Source organism: Mycobacterium senriense, from assembly GCF_019668465.1.
GTDB classification, from domain to species: domain Bacteria; phylum Actinomycetota; class Actinomycetes; order Mycobacteriales; family Mycobacteriaceae; genus Mycobacterium; species Mycobacterium senriense.
In genome coordinates this window covers 2,501,579-2,520,725 of record NZ_AP024828.1, presented here as the reverse complement: position 1 = coordinate 2,520,725, position 19,147 = coordinate 2,501,579, and the positions used below count along the sequence as shown (strand labels likewise).

16 protein-coding genes and 2 pseudogenes are annotated in these 19,147 nt (G+C 65.6%); 6 read left to right on the top strand and 12 right to left on the bottom strand.

Annotated features, from left to right (window positions below; genetic code table 11):
* Window positions 1-100: 100 nt before the first annotated feature.
* Together MTY59_RS11995 and MTY59_RS11990 are read right to left on the bottom strand one after the other, a co-directional pair.
* Window positions 101-721 (bottom strand): hypothetical protein, encoded by a 621-nt coding sequence (locus MTY59_RS11995; protein ID WP_221045823.1) that lies wholly within the window; start codon window positions 719-721, stop codon window positions 101-103.
* Between the two features lie 192 nt (window positions 722-913).
* A complete protein-coding gene (locus MTY59_RS11990; protein WP_221045822.1) occupies window positions 914-1,723 on the bottom strand; it encodes a GAF and ANTAR domain-containing protein in 810 nt (269 codons plus the stop codon).
* Between the two features lie 571 nt (window positions 1,724-2,294).
* Between MTY59_RS11990 and MTY59_RS11985 the strand changes: the two genes are divergently transcribed.
* From MTY59_RS11985 to MTY59_RS11965, 5 genes are all read left to right on the top strand, one after another.
* On the top strand, window positions 2,295-3,188 hold the full coding sequence (locus tag MTY59_RS11985) for a slipin family protein (RefSeq protein WP_221045821.1): 894 nt from the start codon (window positions 2,295-2,297) through the stop codon (window positions 3,186-3,188).
* A gap of 173 nt (window positions 3,189-3,361) precedes the next feature.
* Window positions 3,362-3,808 carry a hypothetical protein gene (locus tag MTY59_RS11980; protein WP_250160810.1) on the top strand — a complete coding sequence of 149 codons (447 nt, stop codon included), beginning with the start codon at window positions 3,362-3,364 and terminating at the stop codon, window positions 3,806-3,808.
* An 87-nt stretch (window positions 3,809-3,895) separates the two neighbouring features.
* The gene (locus tag MTY59_RS11975; protein ID WP_221045820.1) at window positions 3,896-4,069 is read left to right on the top strand and encodes a CsbD family protein; all 174 of its coding nucleotides are present in this window, start codon (window positions 3,896-3,898) and stop codon (window positions 4,067-4,069) included.
* A gap of 697 nt (window positions 4,070-4,766) precedes the next feature.
* On the top strand, window positions 4,767-6,401 hold the full coding sequence (locus tag MTY59_RS11970; RefSeq protein ID WP_221045819.1) for a fatty acyl-AMP ligase: 1,635 nt from the start codon (window positions 4,767-4,769) through the stop codon (window positions 6,399-6,401).
* A gap of 57 nt (window positions 6,402-6,458) precedes the next feature.
* The gene (locus tag MTY59_RS11965; RefSeq protein WP_221045818.1) at window positions 6,459-7,268 is read left to right on the top strand and encodes a GAF and ANTAR domain-containing protein; all 810 of its coding nucleotides are present in this window, start codon (window positions 6,459-6,461) and stop codon (window positions 7,266-7,268) included.
* Between the two features lie 5 nt (window positions 7,269-7,273).
* Here MTY59_RS11965 and MTY59_RS11960 read toward each other — a convergent pair whose 3' ends face one another.
* From MTY59_RS11960 to MTY59_RS11925, 9 genes and pseudogenes are all read right to left on the bottom strand, one after another.
* Window positions 7,274-8,032 (bottom strand): GAF and ANTAR domain-containing protein, encoded by a 759-nt coding sequence (locus MTY59_RS11960; protein WP_221045817.1) that lies wholly within the window; start codon window positions 8,030-8,032, stop codon window positions 7,274-7,276.
* A gap of 44 nt (window positions 8,033-8,076) precedes the next feature.
* A complete protein-coding gene (locus MTY59_RS11955; protein WP_221045816.1) occupies window positions 8,077-8,784 on the bottom strand; it encodes a GAF and ANTAR domain-containing protein in 708 nt (235 codons plus the stop codon).
* 333 nt (window positions 8,785-9,117) lie between these two features.
* Window positions 9,118-10,354, bottom strand: a pseudogene (locus MTY59_RS11950) (fatty acid desaturase family protein).
* A 497-nt stretch (window positions 10,355-10,851) separates the two neighbouring features.
* Window positions 10,852-11,541 carry a PP2C family protein-serine/threonine phosphatase gene (locus MTY59_RS27340; protein WP_250160809.1) on the bottom strand — a complete coding sequence of 230 codons (690 nt, stop codon included), beginning with the start codon at window positions 11,539-11,541 and terminating at the stop codon, window positions 10,852-10,854.
* 267 nt (window positions 11,542-11,808) lie between these two features.
* Window positions 11,809-12,027 carry a PAS domain-containing protein gene (locus tag MTY59_RS27335; protein WP_250160808.1) on the bottom strand — a complete coding sequence of 73 codons (219 nt, stop codon included), beginning with the start codon at window positions 12,025-12,027 and terminating at the stop codon, window positions 11,809-11,811.
* Window positions 12,018-12,819, bottom strand: a pseudogene (locus MTY59_RS11940) (alpha/beta fold hydrolase). The gene MTY59_RS27335 and the pseudogene MTY59_RS11940 overlap by 10 nt, the downstream one beginning before the upstream one ends.
* Window positions 12,820-12,926: 107 nt before the next feature.
* Window positions 12,927-13,124 (bottom strand): hypothetical protein, encoded by a 198-nt coding sequence (locus MTY59_RS11935; protein WP_221045815.1) that lies wholly within the window; start codon window positions 13,122-13,124, stop codon window positions 12,927-12,929.
* 126 nt (window positions 13,125-13,250) lie between these two features.
* Window positions 13,251-14,384, bottom strand: a complete 1,134-nt coding sequence (locus MTY59_RS11930; RefSeq protein WP_347881617.1) for a glycosyltransferase — start codon at window positions 14,382-14,384, stop codon at window positions 13,251-13,253.
* 499 nt (window positions 14,385-14,883) lie between these two features.
* Window positions 14,884-17,022: an acyl-CoA dehydrogenase family protein gene (locus MTY59_RS11925; protein WP_221046400.1), complete on the bottom strand. Its 2,139-nt coding sequence runs from the start codon at window positions 17,020-17,022 to the stop codon at window positions 14,884-14,886.
* A 341-nt stretch (window positions 17,023-17,363) separates the two neighbouring features.
* On the opposite strand from MTY59_RS11925, the gene kstR reads away from it, so the two are divergent.
* Entirely contained in the window at window positions 17,364-17,963 is a 600-nt protein-coding gene (gene kstR, locus MTY59_RS11920; RefSeq protein WP_221045813.1) for a cholesterol catabolism transcriptional regulator KstR, read from the top strand.
* Window positions 17,964-17,975: 12 nt separating this feature from the next.
* Here the strand turns inward: kstR and MTY59_RS11915 are convergent, their stop codons facing one another.
* The gene (locus MTY59_RS11915; protein WP_221045812.1) at window positions 17,976-19,055 is read right to left on the bottom strand and encodes an Rv3575c family transcriptional regulator; all 1,080 of its coding nucleotides are present in this window, start codon (window positions 19,053-19,055) and stop codon (window positions 17,976-17,978) included.
* Window positions 19,056-19,147 lie beyond the last annotated feature (92 nt).

Here is a 19,147-nt window from a genome sequence, read left to right as displayed (position 1 = left end):
GCGAGCGCATTGGTTGACCCGCTGCGGAGATGCCGCTTACACCACACGCCGCGGGCATATGGGCGCTACCGCGCCGCCTGGCTTTGCGCGATCAATGCACTCAGCCGATATTGGGTCCTGATCCGCGTGCGCCGCGTTGTTCCGGGTCTGCGGCGGCGAGCGTGTCGAGGATGAACTGCGCGATGGCGTGTCGCTCGGTACTCGATCGTTCGCCCTGAGTGTCCAGTTCTCGATCAGCTTGCTCCGGGGTATAGCCGCGTCCGATGAGGACGCCGATGGCCTGATTGATGACCGACACCGTCCGCAGACACGTCCCGGCGTCCGGCCTGGCTGGGCCGGGCAGGTGCTGATCGAGAACGAAGTCGCTGGGCGGGCGTCCGGTTAACCACGCCAGGTCAGCGGTGAGGTCGATAAAGGTTCCCGGCGTCGCGGCGTAGAGGATGAGGGAAACCGATAGCGATGACCGGCCGCCACCGACACCGGGCAGCCTCAGCCGAAGGGATGAGCGAACATCGTCCGCCGCGGCGCGGTCCTCGAGGATGGTGAACGCGATCGGCGGATCACTGCCGTCAACGGTAACGCGTAGGCCGAGATAGGTGGGCACCGCCGCTCGCGCGTTGACACCCAGTTGATGCAGAGTGTGCAGCACATCGGCGCCGGGTTGATCCAGGGCGGCGGTGAGGATGTCCAAATCAGCGGCCAGGGCCGCACCGATTTTCATCACGGGATGGTTCCGCTGGGCGCTCCCGAGCGCGGATCGAACCTGCCGGGCCGCACAGGCAAGTCGCCTGCAGGGTGGGGAACCTGCGACGCGAGCCAGGACCCGTCGCCTTGACTGTTTCCCCGCCCTTTAACCTACGCGCGCCACTTCGTGCGGCAGCAGTTCGGGCGTAGGCCGACCTCCCGGTCAGGCTCAGGTCAGGTTGCGCCGGGCGCGGGCGCGAGCGCGGCGCACGGCTTCATCGACGATATGTTGGGCCACTTCACCCAATTTGCGGTGTTCGACTTGGCTGATCGTCCGCAGCTGAGTGAACGCCTCCTCCGCACTGCGCCCGGTGCGTCCCCGAATCAGGCCGATCGCCTGATCGATCACCGGGCGCGTCGACAGCGCCATCCGCAACTGGGTGGTCAGCGTCAACGCGTGCGCGAGGGTCTGTGCATTGTGCACCGCCACCGCCGCGGGTTTGGCGAACAGCTCCCCCAACTCGGCGGCGTGCTCATCGAAGACGTCTTTGTCGTGGGCGTAGACATTGATAGCTCCAATCACCTGATCCGAGAGCAGCAGTGGCAGCGACAGCGCACTGTGCACCCCCAAACGCCCCACCCGGGGACCGAAGCGCGGCCACATCTTCTCCCCACCCAACGACCCAGACCGCACCGTGCGCCGCTCCAATGCTGCGGTAATGCAGGGCCCCTCCTTGAGGGTCACGTACTGGATCTCGTCGATCTCGGCGACAAATGGAGCGCTGGCCGCCAACGCTTCCACCATGTTGTCCACCCGATCGACCTCCAACAAGGTCACCCCGGCACCGTCGGCACCCGGTATCGCGTGCACCGCGAACGTCGACACCTCAGCCAGCAACTCAGGCAAGCCCAGACTGCCCGCCACCAAGCCCGCCAGGTCGTCGATCCCGGCCCGCAAATCGGCCGCATCGGCACTGGCCTGCTGCACGCTCAGCGACCCCAACGGCAAACCACTGGCGTCCTCGGTAAACTCCGTCATCGCTGCGCCCAATTATCTTGCCGGAACTGCACATCCACACCGAAGCCCGGCGCCCCAGCCGCGGACCAACCGTCGAAAGGCGGTTGTCAGAGTAATAGTAGCGCCCCACTGTTGATACGGACTGTGAGAGCGATGAGCCGGTGCGTGTTCGAAAAGCAGACACCGTCATTCGGTTCCGGTGTCGGTGGCCAGACGATGGCCGAACAGTATTGCTGCATGCCGTGTATGCGTCAGAGCCCCCGCTGCGCGACATGTTTAGTCAATCGGCTGGCCAATCCGAGCAGTCAAACGGGTGTAGCGTCGAGGGTGCTGAGAATCTCAGCTGGTCCGGGATGAGTTCGGCTGTCCGCCGCCTAACTCAAGGAGCATCGGCTCCGAACCCTCACACGCCGTTGATCGATGCGCGTCAGGTCACCCATCACCACTTCACTCAATTCCCCTCAGCCCACCCACGCGCGGGCGTCCCAGATCCCGACGACGCTTGCCTCGCCGGCTAACTCACGCCTGACGTCGGCTTCTTTTGCGACGAGGCCCGAATCCCAGATTCCTCGATATCTCTGAAGGACATGCCATGAAAGCTCTGATCATCCTGGTGGTGGTGCTGCTCGTTGTCGCCCTGATCGTGTTGTCGTTGTCGGTCAGAGTGGTGACCCAGTACGAGAAGGGGGTGTTGTTCCGCCTCGGCAAGGTGGTGGCTGTTAAGGACCCCGGGCTGGCCTTGATCATCCCGGTCATCGACCGGCTGATGAAGGTGTCGTTGCGAATTGTGACGATGCCGATCCAGTCCCAGGGCATCATCACCCGCGACAATGTCAGCGTCGACATTTCGGCGGTCGCTTACTTCCGGGTTATCGACGCGGTGAAATCGGTGATCGCCATCGAGAACGTCCACGCCGCAATCAACCAGATCGCGCAGACCACCCTGCGTAAGGTCGTCGGCCAGCACACCCTTGACCAGGCGCTGTCGGAGACCGACACCATCAACGCCGATATCCGAAAGATCCTCGACATCGCAACACTTGAATGGGGTGTCGAAGTGACACTGGTCGAGCTCAAAGACATCCAGTTGCCCGACAGCATGAAACGCGCGATGGCTCGGCAAGCCGAGGCCGAGCGCGAGAAGCGAGCCAAAATTATTGCGGCAGAGGGCGAATCGATGGCCGCAGCCGCGTTGGGTGAGGCGTCGGACACGATGATGGCGCACCCGCTGGCGTTGCAACTGCGCAACCTGCAGACGCTCGTCGAACTCGGGGTGGAGAAGAACACCACCATTGTTTTCCCGGCACCTCTCATGAGTGCGATCGGTGAACTGGGCGCCTTCCTCGCCAGAGAGAATTCGGCCGCCGCGTCCCCACCCCATCCGGTCAGCACCGCGATTGGGGCCGGCACGTCAACGCGAACCGGGCCTCGGCCGACGAACGGCGTAGTTGCCGGACCCGGGGCCAAGCCCGCTGAAACCCCCTGACCGGCCGTCCTTTCCGGCCGCAACCACCGTGACGTCACACGGGAGCGAGCAGGCTGCGAAACGCACGTGAAATGGGATTCCAACCGTAGACCTACACCAGGGGTCAACGGTGTTGACACGCTCGAGATTGAGGCGTGTAATGAACTTCTGCACTGCAAATTGGAGACTTCGACATGATTGTCATCGTTGGATTGGTTGTTCTACTCTTCGCCGTCATCGTGGGATTCACCGGCGTCCTCAACAATGCCGGACCCACGCATCCGTTGAGCGAGAACTTCTCGGTGTGGGGCTATCACGTCACGGGATCGACCGGCACCCTGTTCCTCTTCGGGATCGCGATTGGCGCGCTGGCGATGCTGGGTATGAGCGTATTGCTGGCCGGTGCGCGGCGCACCGCGGCACGCGGCCGCGACGCCCGACGTGAACTGCAAAGGTCCCAGCGTGAAGCGGAGTTCTTGAACAGAGACCGCGACTTCGACCGCCAGCCCGCCGTGGCAGGCGGCGCAACCGTGAACTCGGAAACAGCAGGGATCCGACCGAAAAGTAAGTGGGGTCCCCTCGTCCGCCGGCCGTACGGTCGACAACCGACCTCCCCGCGCGCCGGCGGCGGACGCTGGTAGCCGCCAAGTCAAGGCGACACGTACGGCCTCAGTCGCCAGCTCTGGGATACCTGAAGTAAGAACTCGCAACGAAATAGGTGAGAAGCAATGAGTATCGGTAAGAAGATCGCCCATAAGCTCGAAGGGGCAAAGGGCGCCACCAAGAAGATTTTTGGCCGCACCACCGGTAATACCCGCCTGCGTACCGAGGGGCGCGCCGACCAATTCAAGGGCAATACCAAACAAGCAGGGGCCAAGGTCAAAGACGCCTTCAAACACTAACTCGGGCAGCCAAGGCCCGCGCCGCGCAAGCCCAAGGCCGAGAACTTTCGCGGGAAGACTATGCATGGCGCGCGTGTCACGGGCTGTCGGCTATGGGTGGTGTCTGCGACCGGCTGAAACCAACCGAAAACACCGTACGCGCACGCCGGTGGCGTTTTGACGTTTAAGGGCACCCTTCCGGTATATGGTGTAGTGCGGTTGACTCCCCAGCCTCCCGGAAACGTCCGGTGGCGATCTGTTCAAGGTCCCCGCCTGTACCGTGTCCGCACACCGCATAGCCGACAGTTACAGGGTCGTGCTGTTGGACCGACATCGACGGAGTCGCGTGCTCAGGGCTTCAAAGGGGACGACCGCAGCTGGCGGAGATTTCGGCGCGCCTCGGCACCTGGGTGCCGGTCAGTACGTATGGTCATCACGTCTGCACTGCTCGACCCCTCGCTTCGCCCGGAGTGACGGTCCGTCCGGTGCGGGCGTGAAAGGAGCAGGCGCTCCCGCCGCAGTCAGCGTCAGCCTCAGTTCCGGGCCGGCGGCAGTCACAGCGCAACGGCACGAGTGGTGGCGGCGTGCCCGCAATTTTCGAGGCGAGCTTCGCGGCTCATACCCACCCATTCAACGCTTACGCGTCATGCGTGTCCGCCGTTGAACACCCCACTCGCAGTCGGAGGTCAACCGCAGGGCCGGAGCCGGAGGGAGGATCTTGAGTAAATTCACCGACACCATGTATGGCACCGCCCAGTCCAGTTCGAAGGGTCTGGTCACCGGGGAGCCGAACTGCCCGGTCAGGCATACCTGGGGCGAGGTGCACGAGCGGGCCCGTCGGATCGCGGGTGGCTTGGCCACGGCCGGCGTCGGCTGCGGTGATGCCATCCCGGTGCTGGCCGGCGCCCCGGTCGAGATTGCGCCGATCGGCCAGGGCATCTGGATGCGCGGCGCCAGCCTCACCATGCTCCACCAGCCGACTCCCCGTACCGATCTTGCGCGCTGGGCCCAGGAGACCACCGCTGTCGTCAACATGATCGGCGCCAAGACGGTCGTCATCTCGGACCCGTTCATTGCCGCGGCCCCGGTGCTGTCAGACCTGGGTCTGCAAGTGCTCATCGTCGAGCAGCTGCTTGGCAGCCGCCCGATCGATCCGGTCGAGACCAACGATGACGACGTCGCGCTTCTTCAGCTGACGTCGGGTTCTACCGGGTCACCCAAGGCGGTACGGATCTCGCACCGCAATGTCGTTTCAAACGCCGAGGCGATGTTCACCGGCGCGCAGGTCGACATCGAAACCGACGTCATCGTGAGCTGGCTGCCACTGTTCCATGACATGGGCATGACCGGATTCTTGACCGTGCCAATGTATTTCGGAGCAGAACTCGTCAAGGTCACCCCGATGGACTTTCTGCGCGACACGCTGCTGTGGGCCAAACTCATCGACAAGTACAAGGGCACCATGACCGCGGCGCCCAACTTCGCCTACACGCTGCTCGCGAAACGCCTTCGCAGGCTGGCCCAGCCTGGCCAGTTCGACCTCTCCACCCTGCGATGGGCCCTGTCGGGCGCCGAACAGGTCGAACCCGCCGACGTCGAAGACCTTTGCGAAGCGGGCAAGCCGTTCGGGTTACGTCCGGAGGCGATCCTGCCGGCTTACGGCATGGCCGAGACGACCGTGGCCGTGTCGTTCTCTGAGTGCGGCGCAGGCCTATTGATCGATGAGATCGACGCGGACCTGCTCGCCGTACTACACCGGGCTGTCCCCGCAACCAAGGGCAAAACCCGGCGACTGGCCACGCTCGGACGTTTACTCCAGGGGCTGGAGGCGCGCATCGTCGACGAAGACGGCAACATTCTGCCCGCCCGCGCGGTCGGCGTCATCGAGGTGCGCGGTGAGCCGGTGACGCTGGGTTACGAAACAATGGCCGGTTTCGTCGCGGCACAGGACGACCAGGGCTGGTATGACACCGGCGATCTGGGTTACCTCACCGAGACCGGTCACGTCGTCCTCTGCGGCCGGGTCAAGGACGTGATCATCATGGCCGGGCGAAACATCTACCCGACCGATATCGAACGCGCCGCCGCGCGCGTTTCCGGTGTACGGCCAGGTGGCGCCGTGGCGGTGCGACTGGAAGCGGGACATGCGCGAGAGACGTTCGCGATCGCCGTGGAGTCCAACGACTGGCAGAACACGGCCGAGGTGCGCCGCATCGAGCAACAGGTGGCACACGAGGTGGTTGCCGAGGTCGACGTCCGGCCGCGCAACGTGGTGGTGCTCGAGCCCGGAACAATTCCCAAGACGCCGTCGGGCAAGCTGCGGCGCGCCCACACGTTGGCACTCATCGGCTGACTTTCGGTACTCGACCGAGAGTAAGTTTGTGGTCGAGGGTGTACGCGAGGAGGGAAGTTGGCCGACTTCGACGCCCAACCGAACCGTATGACGCCGCGATTGCCCGAACTCTCCGCTACCCAGCGGGAGGCAGACGCGGCAGAGCTCTACGCGGGGCTCCGTGGAGTGGCCGGGATTGTGGCCGGTGGCCGCGGGGTGATCGACCTTCTCCGGGATGTGGCGGAGTTCGCGTCGCAGGCGATTCCGGGCGCCGACGGTGTCGGGGTCGCACTGATCGATCCGGAGCAGGGCATCTCCGGCGTCCGTACCTGGGCCGCGACAGCGGTGCTCGTCCACGACATCGACACCGTACAAGACAGCGAACTGCACGAAGGTCCGTGCATCACCTGCATGGAGTCCCAACGCCCTACCGTGAGCGGATCGCTGGGCAGTGACATCCGTTGGCCGCACTTCGGTGGCCGGGTGGCCCGCAGCCCGCATGCGCACCCACTCCGCGTTAGCGCTGCGCTGATCGTCGGCGACCAGGTAATCGGTTCGATCAATGCCTACGCAGCAACCCGCGACGCGTTCGCCGACCACGCGGTGCAGTTAGGGTCCCAATTCGCCAAACCCGCCGCCGTTTCGGTGTATAACGCCCAGTTGCTGGCCGTCGCACATGAACGGACACTGCGATTACAGCGGGCATTGGACAGCCGATCGGTGATCGATCAGGCGATCGGCATCATCCGTAGCCGATCGGGTGCGGGCGCGGAGGAGGCATTTCAACGTCTCGCCCAGATCAGCCAAATTGAGAACGTCAAGCTGCACACCGTCGCCGAGCGGCTGGTCGAGGAATCCGCGCGGCGCGCGCGAGCGCGGCGTCGCTGAGGCCGCTAGTGCGGTCGCGCGGCCAGGAAGTCGGCCAACTCCGCCACAAGTATCGGGCGGCAATACCGATCAGTCATCAATCTGCGGGAAACGTCGGTCAAGTGTTCGCCGTGGGCCCGCGCGTAGCTCCGCAACAGTTGGAACGCCTCCTCTACAGATACATCCAGCATTTCGCGGAGGAAGCCCTTGGCCTGCTCGACGATGACGCGGCTGTTCAGCGCGGAGCGTAAATGCGGCACGAGGACGGCGGGTGTGGGTGCGTGTTCCTGGAGGATCGCGACACATGCGATGTGGGCCAGGGTCTGGCCAACGAGCAGATCGGCCTCGTTGAGCCCGCCCGGGCGGGTGCCGAACAAGTTGAGCGCGCCCAACACCATGCCAGCGGCGCGCATCGGGACGGCGTGCACGGAGGCGAAGCCGGCGCCAACGGCGGCGGGGACGAACCGCGGCCACCGCTCTATTGCCCCTTGGATGTCGGCGACCGAGACCGGTTGGCCGGTGGCATAGCAATCCAAGCACGGGCCTTCGTCGGCTTGTAACTGGAAGAGCTCGAGTTCGCGGGCCCGCTCCGACGTCGCGGCCAGCAGGCGGAGCTGGTTCAGCGGGTCGGCGAGCAGAAATCCCGCGGCGTCGATGTCGAGCAGCTCAGCACTGCGCTCCGTGAGCACGGTCAGCAGCTCAACCACGTCGAAGTCGTCGAGCAGGCTGTCGACGAGCGAGACGACGGCGTCGAGTACGCGGGTTTCACGAGGGGTGTCAGTCACTTCGCCCTCTCACTTCCTGGACTGTCTAGTCCGCCAGGCGCACATCAGTCGGCCTCGAGCCGCAGGCGGCGGTCGAGGATGTCGCGCGCGACGTCGGTGGCGCTGCGGCCGGTGGCGTAAGCATGGGCGCGCAGCCGGACCAAGGCCTCGGTCGGCTCGATCTCCAGCTGAGCAACGAGCATGCCGGTGGCCTGGCTGACCTCCGCGCGGCTCAGTGCGTTGAGTTCGGCCCAGGCATTGCTTTTAGGGTCTGCGACCGCCGCCTGCAGGTCAGCGTCCACGAGATCGAGCAGCGAAATGCCTGCGAGCTCTGCGGCGGCGACAGCACTGGTCAGGCCCTCGCCCGGCAGCGGGCCCGGCTGCGCGCGGAAGAGGTCGAGCGCACCGACGAATTCGCCGGCAACCACGACGGGGATCGCGTAGACGCCTCTGATCTGGTGGGCAAGCATGGCGGGCCCGTACGCGGGCCAGCGAGCCTCCTCAGGATCGGCGAGGTCGACGACCAGAACCGGATTCCGCCGGGCGACAGACTCCAGGCACGGGCCCTCCCCGAGGATGAACTGGAGTTCGTCATACATACGGGCAGGTTCGCCGCTGGCGCCCAGCGTTCCGCTGCTCGCGCCGTCGAACACGATGGAGATCGCGGCTGCGTCAACGTCGAGCAGGTCCACGCAGGCCTCGCAAAGGCGGTCCGCGGCCGCTATCCCGCGTCGGCCGTCGACAGCAGCGCGGAGCTGCTCGTGGATTGCCACATTTAGCCGAACAGGAGCCAAGCGGCAGCATTGATGCCCAGCTGGCTCGTTGGGGACGTCATCCTCCCAGCCTGTCACTAATTGGGTCGCTTTACGAGCGCGACGCCGTTGTCGTGGCCGACCGGGCTCGGCGGCCGGGTAAATGTGTCATTGACCGGTGCGGTTGAGGAGGAGAATCCTCAGGTGATCGCCGGGACGAAATCGCGTCTACTACGGTGACGGCGGCGAAGAGATCGATTCGCGGTACGTTGTCGGTCTCGTCAATCGCCAGGTACGGGAGTGACCGAAGCGATAACGACCCACACGGCCGAATTCCGTTTCGTGCCACCTTGATTAGGAGGCGTCAGCGGCGAACGGGCGCCGGCTTCGGCGCCCGCCAGAGTTGCTTCGGGCGATGATCGCGGTCGACAATCCCCGCCGCTTTGCATCCTCGCCTGCACCCGAGCGGCGCGACGGTTCCCTCGCAATCCGAAACCTGTTCTCCGAGGCCGTTTCTGGTGCGTCGTCAGAAGAAGCGGACAGGAACCGGTCCGGCAACGCCAATTTGCAGAGGTACGGACGGTCAGCAAGTACTGACGAACCCACGGGCCGGTCGTGTACGGAAGGTCGTAAGCGACGCACAACGCGCGGACCCGCGCGGCAATCTCGGGGTACCGATTACTTGGCAGGTCGGGGAACAGGTGGTGCTCGATTTGGTAGCAGAGGTTTCCGCTCATGAACGCCATCACCGGTCCGGCGTGGAAGTTTCGGTGCCCAGCATCTGCCTGAGATACCACGCGGCCTTCGTCTCATCCTCCAGCACGGCCTCGGTGAACTTTTCCGCACCATCGGTGAAGTGACCGCAGACGATGACCAGATACGCCCACGCATTGCGCAGTCCGTTGGCCACCACGTTGGCCCCCAGGGTACGGCGCCACCGCCGGCGACTCAGCATAGGGAACAGAACATAGTCTTTGCCGACCTGGCGAGCGATTTTGCGGCGCAGGGCTTTTGCGTGGGCCGATTTACCGGCAGCTGTCTTCTCGCGTTCCTGCACCGAGTACAAGCAGTGCAGTGCCACGCCCCACTCAAACAAGAGGGCCAGCAGCACCGCCCGCAACGGTTGCACCAAGGCGCCCCGCTGCCAATTCTCGTCACGAGTGACGCGCATGATGCCGAACCCGAGGTCGTCGTCGACGCCGACGACGTTCGCGAAGACGTGGTGCCGGTAGTTGTGGGAGTGTTGCCACTGCGAGGAGAGACCGGTACTGGAATGGATTTCGGGATCGTTCATCCAATCCCATTGGCCGTGGCTGACGTTATGGCCGAGCTCCATGTTCTCAATGCACTTGGCCGCGGCCAGAGCCGCCGTGCCGACGGCCCATCCGCGCTTGCCTCTGCTCGTGGCAATGACCAGCCGCGCCGCGATCTCCAGGCAACGCTGAAAAGCGATTGCCCGCACGATGTATGCCCGGTCCTTGGCGCCGCGCGAAACCTCAATATCGCAACGGATCGCTTCCAGATCGGCCGCGAACGCCTCGAGGTCCTCGTCGCTCAGATGAGCGTATTCAGGTAATTCGGTAATAGCCATTGGAAATCATCGAAATTCGGGCGCGTTGATCGGGGTCAGGCCACGACGACGCGCAGCCCGGGACAGTTTGCGAAACGCAGCATGAGTAAATAGGTCCGATCTATGGGAGTCAGTCGCCCGCGAGCCACGACATTAGGGCGCAAGGTCAGCTAAGCCGGACAATTCTCGGTCAGCAGAACTGCGGCATCGGGCGACAAGCTACTTCTGTCGGCCGCGAATACGGCTGCACTACTGGTGCAGTTACCGTCGTTGCCCTCGTCACCGGAGTCGGACCGTACGGCCTGCCCGGACCCCTAGGGATCCGGAGGGCGTTGAGCCATTCTGCTTGACACACCTGCCTTAGCGGCTCTACGCCGTGAGCCCTGACCGTAGGCCTTCGGGGCACACTCATGCAACACGCTGACGCGTGGGCGACCCCGACGCTACCTCAACCGGCGGATCCCCCGCGCTGCGCGTGACTGTGGTGATCGAATCGAGATTCGCGGCCGGTCAGTGAGTTACTGGAACTCGCCGGCGGAAAGCGGCACGCTAAGCGCCAGCACAGCGACGTCGTCCTCGACTCCCGAACCGAGGCCGTCGAGCAACGCGTGGACAGCTTCGACGATGCCTGACGCCGTCGCCGGCGCATGGGATGTTGCGAAGCGCAGCAGGGCCCCTCGGTCGTCGAATCGTTCGCGGCCGACACCGGTACTGGCCTCGGTGAGTCCGTCTGTGTACAGCACGAGGGTGTCGCCGGGCCCGAGATGGAACCTGATGGCCACGAAGCGCGGTTCTGTGACGAGGCCGACGGCGTGACCCCCGATGCTATCCACGTAGTGGGCACCGCCGTCGGCGTGCAATTGCAGAGGAGGTAGATGGCCGCCGCTGCCGAGCTCGACGTCAAAGCCAGTGCCCCGCCTGGTCAGGTTGCCGTAGATCACGGTGCAGAAGCTTTCGCTCCGGGTGCCGAGCTTCTGGCCGAGGACGGCGTGGAGGTTGTGCAACACCTGCACCGGGTCGTCGTCGGATACAGCCGCGGAGCGCAGCACATACCTGGTCAGTCCGGTGACCACCGCGGCCTCAACCCCTTTCCCCACGACATCACCGAGGAAGAAGCCCCACTTCGTGCGGGACAGCGGGAAGAGATCGTAGAAGTCGCCGCCGACGTCGTCATCGGCCGCCGTGTGGTAGTAGTCTGCTGCGTCCAACCCGTTCGGGGGGACAGCACCGGCGGCAGCAACGAGCGGCGTAACGTGTCGGCAAACGCCCGTACCCGGTCGTGCTCGGCCTCGGCCAGCCGGCGCTGTTCCAAAAGCTCCCGCTCGTAGGCCCGGCGGTCGGCCGCGTCGACCGCGCTGATCGCAGCAATTCCGGCTGCCCCTGCGGGCCCGTCTTGACGTTGGCGGTGAGAAACATGGGCAGACGTGCCCCGTCGGCCGCCACGAGGTCGACCGTGACACCGTTGAGTTCACCGCTCATGTGGAGCAGCGGCTCGAAATGGGTCTCGTAGTGGATCCGACCCCAGCGGTGAAGAGATCGCTGAAGAGCGTTCCCTGCAATGCATTTGGTTCATAGCCCAACCAGCGGATCATGGTGTGGTTGACCCGGACGATTCGGCCGTCGGGCTGGGCGATGAGCTGGCCACAGGGACTGTTCTCCCAGAAGTCCTCCAGATTAGGCTCGGTCACGCCCATCGGACGAAAGCCGAAATCGCGGACGCGGTGGCGTCCGGGGCGCCCACCTGGGGGCAGTGGCCAGTGGCATCGAGAGTGATCAATCGACTGTCCGGAACGTGTTCGTGGACATACGCGCCGACCTCGCGCGGTGCGATCGCATCCGTGGCACACTCAATCACCAACGTGGGAACTGGGATCCGTGCAAGGTCGTCGCGGTTGTCGGAAAGGAATGTGGCGCGGGCGAACACGCGAGCATGCGCGGGGTCGTTGCGGCAGAAGGTATCGACCAGTTCGTCCTGCAGCGCGGGCCGATCCGGGGTCCCCATGATGACGGGTGCCATCGCGTGCGACCAGCCACAGGTAATTGAGCTCCAAGGATTCAAGGAGTTCGTCGATATCGGACTGCGAGAATCCGCCCCGATAGCCGTCGTCATCGATGTAGCACGGCGACGGTGTGAGCATGACCAGCTTCGCGAACCGATCGGGCTCGGCGATGACCGCCAGCGTGCCGATCATGGCCGCCACAGAGTGCCCGACGAACACGACATCGCGCAGGTCAAGTTCACGAACTATGTCGACGATATCGGCGGCGTATCCCGTCAGCGACGAATATTTCTGCGCGTCCCAGCACGCCGGATCCGACTCCCCGCAGCCGACGTGGTCGATGAGCAGCAGGCGAAAGTCCCACTGCAGCCGGTCGACGACCCGACGCCACAGCTGCTGATCGCAGCCGAACCCATGCGCGAGGAGGATCAGTGGCCAGTCCGGAGCGCCAACGATCTTGATGTTGTTCCTGGCGTAGACGTCCACGCTTCCACTGTAAGCTGCCCCGCGGCGCGGATCGCCGAGCCGTGACGCGGTGAGGATGCTCTCCCCGCTGCAGGCGAGGACCCGGCGAACCACTGCCCCCGGTGGGATCAATCCCAGAAACGGAACTTCTTCCAACTTTTTTCGTCGCCCGAAACGTCGGACCACTCGTCGCGCGCATACGTGTGCGGTCGTTTGACGCCACTGCGAATGACGTCGAGCGTGCCATCGCTGTGCTTACGGTAGGCGTCGCCGAATCGCATATACCTTTCGATTGCTCCGTCTCGCAGAGTCACGGTAACTGCCATAGTTGAACCTCCAAGATCGCCGGCCAAACGCCGACGGTCGTCCTTTGACAACGAATAGCGTTGCGGCGTCCTGTGATTCGCTTAGCCGCAGCAGATTGTTGGATATCGAAGCCGGTGACGTTGTGGTCATGCCCATACCCGTCGCTGCGCAACGACTTGACGCGCCAGCACCAGATAGGCGCCGGCGACGACCGGCCAGGCCATCTCAGGCGCCAATCGGCGGGCCTCGGCCGCCATCGCACTCGCGAACCGCGGCTCCGTCAGCACACGACGCAGGGCAGCTACCAGCGCATCCGGCTCGTCATGCCCGACGACGATTCCAGCGCCGGTTCCCAGCAGCTCGACGGCGTGTGGGAACGCGGTGGCCACAACTGGCCGGCCACTCGCGACAGCATCGACCAGGGCCCCCGAAGTGACCACATCGGCCGAGTCGTAGGGCAAGACGACGACGGCCGCGGCCTGAATGAGGGCGGTCAGCATCGGGCCGTTGCGGTAACCCGCATCGAAGAACACCGAATCCGCGACGCCACATCGCAGTGCCTGAGCGGTCAAGGCATCGCGATACTCCTCACCAGCGGTGGCGAGCACCCTGGGCTGTGTCGGACCAGCAATCAGGTACCGCGGCCGCCCGGGCAAACCGCTCAACGACCCCATCGCGTCAATCACCCGCTCGATACCCATGCCGGGTCGAAGCAAGCCCCACGTCAACAGGGTCGGTCGACCGCCCCGGATGCACGCGCTCATCGGCACACTCGCTCCGTGCGGGATGACGGCGAGTTTGCGGCGGTCGATATCGAAGCCGCAGCTTAACTTCTCGCCGGCCACGTCGGACATCACGATCACTCGATCGGCCCGCGCGGCAATGGCCTCGAACACGGTACGCTGTTGTCGCGTCGGGCTTTTGAGGACAGTATGGGCGATCACAATCGACGGCACGCGCAGTCTCTCGACGATGTCCAGCACCGCGTCTTCGTCGACGCCTCCGTGTACGCCGTGCTGATGCTGGATGACCGCGACGTCGCTCTGGTTCAACAAGTCAGCGCATGCCGCGACGGAGGCCGGTGAGTCATTGATCAGCTCTCCAATGACGTGGGTGCTCAAGGACGGCGCGGCGTCGGACACTCGCACGACGCTGACGTCGGCGCCATAAGCGGTCAACCCAGAGACAAGCCCGGCGCCGAACCGCGCCGGCCCGCATCGCGTCGGTGGAAAAGCACCCAGGATGCCAAAACTAGGGACATTGGAAATTACCGGGTCCACAATGGGATCCGCCGGTCTACGAAGTGGAGCCAAAGCGCTCAAGCGATCCCAACTGCAGTGGGCACCGGCGTGAGCGGCGTGAGCGGTTGCTCGGCGCGGTCAGCTCGAAATGGCTAACTCATCCCGGATTAGCTGGGCCTACTGATTAGATTGACGATACACCAATAAGCGGTTGATAACGCCGACGCGCAACCTGAGCCCGAAGATCGCGCACTCGCAGCATTCCGCCTCGATCCCACCCATTCATACACCCGTGACGAGACACACTTGAGCACAACGAGTTTCGGTTCACACGGTGGCGGCGTGGTCTGCGCCGCGCCTGCATGCCGCCGCGGTTGCGTATCGAAAGGGGCCCGCAGCCTTGTGTTAAGGCCGCGCGCTGAACTGTCTCAATTGACTATTTCCCTACGCTTTTCGTCTTTAAGGGTACCTTGCGAGCTAGCTATCGGCCGTTGAGGCGGGCGAACCCAGGCAACGACCCCAGTGGTCGAAAGCCTTGTCAGCGCGGCAGGCCGAGAAGTCGCTCCGCCGCGACGGTGAGCAGGATCTGCTCCGTGCCGCCGGCGATGGTCAGGCAGCGGGTGTTGAGGAAGTCGAACACCGCTCGGTCGCCGTCGGCCCGGCGGTCGACCAGCCCGCCGCCCTCGGACACGTCCATCGTGAACTCCGCCAGGGCCTGGCGGTAGCGGACACCGACGAGCTTGCGCACGCTGGACTGCGCCCCGGGGTCTTGGCCGCCCACGGCCAGCTGGGCGATCCGCTGATCCAGCAGCGCGCCGGTCTGCGCGGTAACGATCAACCGCCCCAACCGATCTTGCTGCGCGGCGTCGAGGTCGAGCTCGGCCAGCAGCTCGAGCAGTTCCTCCATCGGGTTGCCCAGCGCCGTTCCGTTGGCCATCGCGACCCGCTCGTTGGCCAGCGTGGTGCGGGCCAGCCGCCAACCGTCGTTCACCTCGCCGACCACCAGCTCGTCGGGAACGAACACGTTGTCCAGGAAGACCTCGTTGAACAACGAGTCACCGGTGATCTCACGCAGCGGACGGATCTCGATGCCCGGGGAACTCATCTCCACCAAAAAGTAGGTGATGCCTTTGTGTTTCGGCGCATCCGGATCGGTACGGGCCAGGCACACGCCCCACTTCGCCTTGTGCGCGGCCGACGTCCACACCTTCTGCCCGGTCAGGTTCCAGCCACCCTCGGTGCGGACCGCCTTGGTGCGCAGCGAGGCCAGGTCCGAACCCGCCCCGGGCTCGGAAAACAGCTGGCACCAAAGGAATTCGCCACGCGTAGTGCCCGGCACGAAGCGCTCGACCTGTTCCGGTGTGCCATGTTCGAGGATGGTCGGCGCCGCCCACCAGCCGATCACCAGGTCGGGCCGGGCCACGCCGGCCGCCGTCAGCTCCTGATCGATCAGCAGCTGCTCGGCCGGACCCGCGCCGCGTCCGTATGGCGCCGGCCAGTGCGGTGCCTGCAGGCCCGCCTCGGCCAGGGACGCCTGCCGCTTCTCCTCGGGCAGCTCGGCGATCTGGGCCACGGCGGCGGCGATCTCCGCCCGCCGGTCCTCGACCTCGGTCAGGTCGATCTCCAGCCGGCGCCGCACACCCGCCTGGGTCAGCGCGGTGATGCGGCGCAACCAGGTCTCGGCCCCGCCCAGAAATCGGCCGATGGCATGCGCCCGGCGCAGGTACAGGTGCGCGTCGTGCTCCCAGGTGCAGCCGATGCCGCCGAGCACCTGGATGCAGTCCTTGACGTTGGCCTTCACCGCGGCGATGCCGGTGCTCGCGGCCAGGGCCGCGGCGATGGAGAACTGGGATTCGTCGCCCTCGGCGGCGGCGCGCGCGGCGTCGGCGGCGGCCACCTCGGCCTGCTCTGCGCGGCACAGCATTTCGGCGCAGATGTGCTTGATGGCCTGGAAGCTGCCGATCGGCTTGCCGAACTGCTCGCGGACCTTGGCGTAGTCGACGGCGGTCTCCAGCGACCAGCGGGTGATGCCTGCCGCCTCGGCCGCCAGCACCGTCGCCGCCAGCTCCTCGACGCGTGCGCGGGTGTCCGACACCACCGTGGCCGTGGCCGAGTTCAGCACCACCCGGGCCAACGGCCGGGAGAAGTCGCTGGCAGCCAGGGGCTCGATCTGCACACCCGCACCGCCGGTGTCGATCAGCAGCCACTTCCCGTCGGCCGGCGCCAACAGCACGGCGCCCTCGGCCACGCCCAGCGCGAACGGCAGGGTGCCCGACGCCTTTGACGTCGCGCCGTCGAACTCGATCTCGCCTTCCAGCGCCAGCCCCGCGAAGCGCTCCCCGGAAGCGAGCGCCCCCAGCAAGTCGGGATCCGAGACCACCAACGTGGCCAACGCGGTGGTGGCTACCGGCCCGGGGACCAGCGCTTTCGCCGCTTCCTCGACCATCGCGCACAGGTCTTCGATGCTGCCGCCCGCGCCGCCCGACTCCTCCGGGATCGCGACGCCGAAGATCCCCAGCTCGGCCAGGCGGGAGAACACCGGCCGCCAGGCGTCGGTCTTGCCCTGCTCCACGTCACGGATCGCCGCGGTGCCGCCCGGCCCCGACGTCGCATTGCGGGCCCAGTCGCGCACCAGGGCGCGCGCGGCAAACTGCTCGTCGGTGACGGTCGCTACCACCTTGAGGACCTCCGCGTCCTTGACTCCACGGACAAGGGGGTTGGACCCCTGTCCTGATTGTGCGATCTGCCCGCCAAGCGGGTATGTCTCCATCACGTGTTGGCACGCAACCCGCTCTCTCGAGACTAGAACGTGTTCTAATAGTGCCAGTGATCGACCGTCAAGTCGAACGCCATTACAGCAGCACAGCGCTTGTCCGCGGCGGTATGGAGGTGGGAAATTCACACGCAGAATGCGTATCGTTTGCAAGCGAACCGCCGGGAACAGGAGCAAACCGTCACATGCCAGCCAACGCAAATCCGAGCCGCGTGTCTGACGCGCAGCCGCGAGAGGTCATAAACGTGGCGGTACTGGCGGAATCCGAACTGGGGTCGGAGGCGCAGCGGGAACGCCGCAAGCGCATCCTGGACGCCACCATGGCCATCGCCTCCAAGGGCGGCTACGAGGCAGTTCAGATGCGGGCAGTGGCCGACCGCGCGGACGTCGCGGTGGGAACGCTCTACCGGTATTTCCCGTCGAAGGTGCACCTGCTGGTGTCGGCGCTGGGCCGCGAGTTCAGCCGCATCGACGCCAAGACGGACCGCACGGCGATGACCGGTGGCACGCCGTTCCAGCGGCTCAACTTCATGGTGGGCAAGCTCAACCGCGCGATGCAACGCAATCCCCTCCTGACCGAGGCGATGACGCGTGCCTACGTGTTCGCCGACGCGTCGGCGGCCAGCGAGGTCGACCAGGTCGAGAAGCTCATCGATTCGATGTTCGCGCGCGCGATGGCCGACGGCGAGCCGACCGAGGACCAGTACCACATCGCCCGGGTGATCTCCGACGTGTGGCTGTCGAACCTGCTGGCATGGCTCACCCGGCGGGCCTCGGCCACCGACGTCAGCAAGCGGCTGGACCTGGCCGTGCGGCTGCTGATCGGCGACACCGAACAGGCCTAGTCTCCAACCGGCTCACGCCGGCGGGCCGGCGGTGCGGCCCCGGACGAGCTCGGTGTCCAGCAGTTCCACGGCCGGCAGACCCGAGCGCGGCGGCTTCAGCAACAGCTCTCCGGCCCTGCGGCCCTTCTGCAGGCTGGATTGCGACACCGTGGTCAGGCCGCGGTTGACGGCCTCGGGCACGCCGTCGAACCCGGTGACGGTCATCTGGCCGGGCACGTAAATGCCGTGCGCGCGCAGGTAATCCATGGCGGACAGGGCCAGGATGTCCGCGGTGCACATGAGCGCGGTGATCCGCGGATTGGTCTCGAGGGCCACCTTGGCGGCCGCGCCGCCCGATTCGGGCAGGTGCTCGTAGCTTTCCACCACGGTCAGGGAATCGGGGTCGACCCCGGCGGCCGACATCGCCTCCCACACGCCGACGATGCGCTCGCGCTGCACGTCGAAGGCGGGTGAGCGCAGCCGGTCGGCGTCCACCAGACCCTGGCGCCGGTCGCGGCCCAGCCGCATGGTCAGCAGCCCGATCTCGCGGTGCCCCAGGCCCAGCACGTAGTCGGCGAGTTCGCGCATCGCGGCGCGGTCGTCGATGCCGACCCGGGAAACGCCGGCCAGCCCTTTGGGTTGGTCGACCACCACGACCGGCAGCCGGCGCTGCAGCGCCACCTGCAGGTAGGGATCGTCGTCGCACACCGAATACACCACGAAGCCGTCCACGCCGGCCGAAAGCACCGCGGCCGTCCCGTCTTTGAGGCTGCGGCTGGGCCCGACGGCCACCAGCAGCAGCCCCTGCCCCAACGCCTCGCACGACTGCGCCACCCCGGTGACGAAGTCCCGCGCGGCCGGGTCGCTGAAGAAGTAGGTCAGGGGTTCGGCCATCACCAGGGCGACCGCGCCGGCCTTGCGGGTGCGCAACGATCGCGCCACCGGGTCGGGGCCGGCGTATCCGAGCCGCTTGGCCGTCGCGAGCACACGCTCACGCAAATCGGGCGAGAGCTGATCGGGCCGATTGAAGGCATTCGAGATCGTCGTGCGCGAAACGTTGAGCTCGTCCGCCAACGACGCCAGAGTCGCACGCCGGCGCGGTGTGGGACTCACGTTCGGTGAGGGTACAGCGGATCGGGGCCCGCGCGTACGCGCTTCAGCGTGCGGGGTCGTAATGGAAACAGTTTTCATCTGGATCGGCCGGG